This is a genomic window from Alteromonas sp. DY56-G5, from assembly GCF_041414725.1.
GTDB lineage: Bacteria > Pseudomonadota > Gammaproteobacteria > Enterobacterales > Alteromonadaceae > Alteromonas > Alteromonas macleodii.
This window is the reverse complement of the sequence record NZ_JANHZQ010000088.1, coordinates 1-5,760: the sequence shown is the minus strand read 5'-3', so window position 1 is coordinate 5,760 and position 5,760 is coordinate 1. Positions and strand designations below refer to the sequence as shown.

4 protein-coding genes are annotated in these 5,760 nt (G+C 44.7%); 3 read left to right on the top strand and 1 reads right to left on the bottom strand.

Annotation, left to right across the window (positions count from 1 at the left end):
* Nucleotides 1–123: 123 nt before the first annotated feature.
* Nucleotides 124–1,311 (bottom strand): iron-containing alcohol dehydrogenase, encoded by a 1,188-nt coding sequence (locus tag NO989_RS21370; RefSeq protein ID WP_371343167.1) that lies wholly within the window; start codon nucleotides 1,309–1,311, stop codon nucleotides 124–126.
* Nucleotides 1,312–1,521: 210 nt separating this feature from the next.
* Between NO989_RS21370 and NO989_RS21365 the strand changes: the two genes are divergently transcribed.
* From NO989_RS21365 to dps, 3 genes are all read left to right on the top strand, one after another.
* Nucleotides 1,522–3,864 (top strand): fatty acid cis/trans isomerase, encoded by a 2,343-nt coding sequence (locus NO989_RS21365; RefSeq protein ID WP_371343168.1) that lies wholly within the window; start codon nucleotides 1,522–1,524, stop codon nucleotides 3,862–3,864.
* A gap of 90 nt (nucleotides 3,865–3,954) precedes the next feature.
* Nucleotides 3,955–4,830, top strand: a complete 876-nt coding sequence (gene nadK, locus NO989_RS21360) for an NAD(+) kinase (RefSeq protein WP_014948959.1) — start codon at nucleotides 3,955–3,957, stop codon at nucleotides 4,828–4,830.
* Nucleotides 4,831–5,089: 259 nt separating this feature from the next.
* Nucleotides 5,090–5,599 (top strand): DNA starvation/stationary phase protection protein Dps, encoded by a 510-nt coding sequence (gene dps / locus NO989_RS21355; RefSeq protein WP_014976104.1) that lies wholly within the window; start codon nucleotides 5,090–5,092, stop codon nucleotides 5,597–5,599.
* Nucleotides 5,600–5,760: the final 161 nt, after the last annotated feature.

The following is a 5,760-nucleotide window of genomic DNA, read 5'->3' as shown; positions in this document are numbered from 1 at the left end:
GTGAACACTCCGAATTTCACTATGCCTATTAGATCAAAGCCCCAGACTTTCGTCTAGGGCTTTTTCAACAGTCTGAGACTGCAATGAGCAGTCTTTTTTTCGTTTAATGTTTTCGCAAAAACGCTATTCCCAAAGAGATACATAAATGGCAACCATTTCTTCAATGGTAGGTACACGTGGATTATTACCGGGTGAGCCTGATGCCAGAGCTTGTTCTGCCATTGTTGAAGTCGATGCAAAAAATGCCTCTTTATCAATACCGAAGTCGGCAGGCGTAGGTACCTGCAAATCTGCATTCAGTGCTTTTAGTTCGTTGATAAGCTTTTGATTCGCCACCTCATCTGAGTCACTTTGCGTAGCAACACCCATGGCGCGAGCACATTGTGCATAACGCACTGATGCACTTGGAATAGAAAAGGCGGTAACCGCGGGCAACAACATGGCATTCGACAATCCGTGAGGCACGTGGAACGCTGCACCGATAGGCCGGCTCATTCCATGAACAAGGGCCACTGAAGCATTTGAAAAGGCAATGCCCGCGAGCGTTGAGCCCAGCATCATTGATTCTCTCGCCGTTTCATTTGTTGGGTCTGCAAATACAGTGCGTAGATTAGGCGCAATTAACGCCATGGCTGATAACGCCTGTGCATCACTGTAAAAATTGGCTTTGCGGCTAACAAACGCTTCAATAGCGTGAGTAAGCGCATCAATGCCTGTATCGGCTGTCACGCGGGCAGGCAAACTTTGCGTTAATGAATAATCGACCAAGGCTGCCGTTGGCATAAACCCTAAACCAACACACAACATTTTTTCTGTGGTATCTTCGTCGGTGATAATGGTAAATCGCGTTGCTTCTGAGCCCGTTCCCGCTGTTGTGGGAATAGCAATGATCGGCAGTCCCGCTTCATCTAAAACCCGCGGGAATTTGTAGTCTCGCATTTCGCCGCCGTACTTACCCAAAATAGCGATGGCTTTTGCGCTATCGATGGGGCTTCCACCACCTAAAGCAATGATGCTGTCATAAGCGTGGGTTTTGAACGCATCCACACCGCGATAAATAGACCTCACCGTGGGCTCTGGCACCGTATCTGAAAATACATCGGCTCTTATTCCTGCCTCTTCCAGCACCTGTACTATGGCAGCACTATATCCCAACTCAACCATTACCTTATCGGTAACCAGTAAAGGTTTATGGCAGTTGAGTCCTTTTAGCGTTTCAGCAACCCGCTGACTCGCCCCTTTCCCTATGTGCATCACTCTTGGCAGAATAATTTGATGAGACATGTTTCCCTCGCTGCGAATTCTTTTCATCAGCATACCTAGTACAACGCCCAAAGCAATGACAATGTAAAAATAATGTTACCGCCCCACTACCTCTCCAGCTTTCCTCCAAATACATACAAATGCGTGGTTGTTTCCATTGCCAAGAGTTAATGGTTAATTATTAACATCACCGTACGTGAAATGAGTGATAAACTGATTAGAACTTTTCTGTGGACTACGATTATGAAGAAACTCGGTATGATTTCGTTGCTTATAGCAATTATCGCTATAGCGATATGGCAATGGCCGAAACCTGACGCTCCTTTACTTTCATCAAACAACGTCATGCCCGCCATGGAGAATTTGCCCGACAATTTCTTTGACACACAAGTAAACCCAGTGCTAACGCAGCGCTGTGTTGTCTGCCACGCCTGTTACGATGCGCCATGCCAACTAAAGATGTCATCTCCAGAGGGTATAGCCAGAGGTGCTAACAAAGAAAAAGTCTATGAAGGGACACGACTCACCGCTGCCCAACCCAATAGAATGTTTCTCGACGCCCACAACGTAGACGCATGGCGAAAGCGTGGCTTTTTCGACGTGCTCGAATCGAAAGAAAAACCTAACGCTTCGCCGACCCAATCTTCGGTGCTAGCGCAAATGCTTTTGCTAAAAAAACAGCACCCTTTGCCCAACACCGCTCATTTAGGTGACAATTTCGATATAAGCTTAAATCGACAAAACCAATGCCCAACAATAGATGAAATGGGCGGGTACATAGCAGGCCAGCCCCTGGGAGGCATGCCCTACGCACTGCCAGCCCTGTCGGATGCAGAGCACTCTACACTCATTCAGTGGTTAAACCATGGTGCGCCGTTACCTTTACCCAAAGCGCTCTCACAAGAACTGAATGAGAACATAACTGGTTTGGAAGTGTGGCTTAATGGGGATAGCAACAAGATGCAGCTTTCCGCACGTTATATTTACGAACACTTGTTTACGTCTCACCTCTATTTCGAAGATATTTCAGAAAAAGGTAAAACGCCTCAGTTTTTTAAGCTAGTGCGCTCGCGCACACCACCCGGACAAGCGTTAGATATTATTGCTACTCGCAGACCCTTCGACGATCCAGAGGTCGAGCGCGTTTACTATCGTCTACAGCCAGTGCATTCAACTATCGTGAGTAAAACACATCAAGCTTACGCCATTAATAAAACACTGATGGAAAAATGGCAATCGTGGTTTGTCGACGCAGAATTTTCTGTAGAAACATTGCCATCATACAAACCCCAAGTGGCGGCCAACCCATTAACGGCCTTTACCTTATTGCCAGTAGAAAGTCGTTATCGATTTATGCTTGAGCGCGCGCAAAACACCATTATGGGTTATATCAAAGGTCCCGTGTGCAGAGGACAAGTCGCGCTTAACGTCATTAACGATCGATTCTGGGTGTTCTTTGTCGACCCAGACATTGCAGCCTCTGAAAAAGTAAATGCTTTTTACGCTTCTCAAAAAGAAAACCTCCACCTTCCCGCTGAAAAAGATAGCTCAGCCCTTGCGGTAAACTGGGTTAAATACGCTAAGCGCCAAGGCGAATATATGCGTGCAAGAACCACCTTTTTGAACAATGAATTCAAAAATGAAGAGCATTTGAGTGTGTCGAGTATATGGGATGGCGACGGCGATAATACCAATGCCAGCTTAACCGTATTTCGTCATTTCGATAATGCCACAGTTGTTAAGGGGATGGTTGGCCAGCCCACTAAAACAGCATGGGTGATTGACTATGCCTTGTTAGAGCGCATTCACTACTTGCTTGTGGCTGGCTTTGATGTTTACGGCAATTATGGCCATCAGTTATTGACCCGTTTATACATGGATTTCTTGCGCATGGAAGGTGAATCGAACTTCCTTAATCTACTTCCTCCAACTACCCGCCATGACCTTCTTGACGATTGGTATCAAAACGCAAGCCCTGAACTTACCGATTATTTGGAAGGTGATATCAACAGTTTCGAACAACCTTCTGGCATAGCGTTCGAAACAGATAATCCTCAACAAGAACTTTATCAATTGTTATCGCATTACTTGGCTAAGGTTCAACCGAATGCCTCAACCTACAATAAACGTTTGCTATCAGCTGAACAGCTCGAAGCATTAGAGCGCTTAGATTCACTTCCTGCTCAACAAGCGACGTTGATGCCTGAAACTACCATGATTGTGATTCAAGACGACAAAAACCCAGACAACATTGATGTATTCACTGCCCTTAGAAATAGCGCGCATTACAATGTAAATAGCCTATTTGAAGAAGAGGAAAACCGGGAGCCTTCTAAAGATTCAATCACGCTAGTTCATGGTTTGTTGGGCAGTTACCCTGACGCATTCTGGTATATCAATGCCTCAGAAATAACGTCTTCGATTGAGAAGCTTAAATCCATTAAAAGCGAAGCCGATTACAAAGCCTTGCTCGACGATGTTGGCATGCGCCGAACCAACCCTAACTTTTGGGCGTTTAGTGATAAATTAATGCAATGGTCTAGCGAGCGCTATCCTATTGAAGGCGGTCTTCTCGACTATAATCGGTTAGAAGATCGCTAAACCTTGCGCTGTGTGCCGTTTAACGCTTTTCTTTTGCAAAAAACCTATGCTAATGTCCAACCATTGGAAATGAAAGGACATTAGCATTCCATGCCCTATCAAACCGTTGCTTTAATTGGAAAACCTCAGCACGCTGCAACCCACGACAGCCTGAACATTCTTGCCGAATATTTATTGGCAAAAGGCTGTAAATTATTGGTTGAGGAAAGTATTGCTGAAGAACTTGAAACCGAAAACTTCAAAAGCTGTAACCTTGTCACTATTGGCAAAGAGGCTGACCTTGCCGTTGTGGTAGGCGGTGACGGCAGCATGCTTGGTGCAGCACGTGTGCTCGCTCGCTTTGACATTCACGTTGTCGGTGTAAACCGAGGAAATCTCGGCTTTTTAACTGATATCCACCCCGATGATATTGTTCAACAACTTGACCTTATCTTTAACGGTGAATGCGTAGTAGAAGAGCGCTTCTTACTTGAAGTAGAAGTTTATCGACACGAAAAGCTTAAAAGTAACAACTCTGCTGTAAACGAAGTGGTGCTTCACCACGGAAAAGTTGCCCATATGATGGAATTTGAAATTTACATCGATGAGCAATTTGTATTCAGTCAGCGCAGCGACGGATTAATAGTAGCCACACCTACAGGTTCAACGGCTTACTCTTTATCAGCGGGCGGCCCTATTATTATGCCCAAGCTAGATGCACTTACGTTGGTACCCATGTTTCCTCACACACTTAGCAGCCGTCCAATCGTTGTTGATGCTGACAGTCAGGTATCGATGAAAGTATCAAAGGTTAATAGTGACTCGCTACAAGTGAGTTGCGATAGCCATATTGTTCTGCCGGTGCTGCCTGGCGATGAAATTCGAATAAACAAAAGCGTAGACAAACTCCATCTTGTTCACCCTAAGGGCTACAGCTACTTCAATGTACTTCGTAAAAAGTTAGGTTGGGGTAGTAAGCTTTACTAACCTCCCTGCTCCATTTAGTTGATTCCATGTGCATTTATTACATAAGCCTGTAGCATTTTCTTGATTGCTACAGGCTTGAAAAATAAAGATTTTTTAATCTTCTCTAATTTCCTTAACGAAAACCAAGACTTATAGAAATATAAGTTTTCGGCATACCTGTTGCACCTATTACAACAAGTCGTCAGCACAAGGTCTTTGTTATTTGGCCTAAATGATGTTTCGCATCCCGCTGACTTATTTGCATTCAATAGGAGATATCATGAGTAACACCAATATCAAATTTACAGCCCCTGGAATGGATAACGATGCTGCTGCCAAAACAATCAAGGTATTGGATCAGCGATTGGTTGCACTATTAGATTTACAGTTAACGTTGAAGCACATTCATTGGAATGTAGTAGGACCAAATTTTATCGGTGTGCATGAGATGTTGGATCCGCAGGTAGATGCGGTACGCGAAATGACCGACACAATTGCAGAGCGAATTGCCACTTTAGGTGGCGTACCGAAAGGAACACCGAAAGCCATTGTTGAAGGTCGCAGCTGGAACGATTATGAGTTGGGTAAAGGTTTAGTACTTGACCACCTTAAGGCGCTGGATGCCGTATATGACGGTGTAAATGGTGACCACAGAAAAGCGTTAGAGCTTTTGGGTGAAATTGACCCAGTATCGGAAGATATGATCACCGGCCAACTTGCAGATTTAGAACAGTTCCAGTGGTTTGTGCGCGCGCACATTGAGTCTGGCAGCGGTGAACTTCAGCAATAATGTATAATTGCTGGTAAACCACATAGTCATTCGGACTACCTGCTATTTAATTGAAATTGAATTTTAAGGAGAGCTTACGCTCTCCTTCAGACTGTTGAAAAAGCCCTAGACGAAAGTCTGGGGCTTTGATCTAATAGGCATAGTGAAATTCGGAGTGTTCA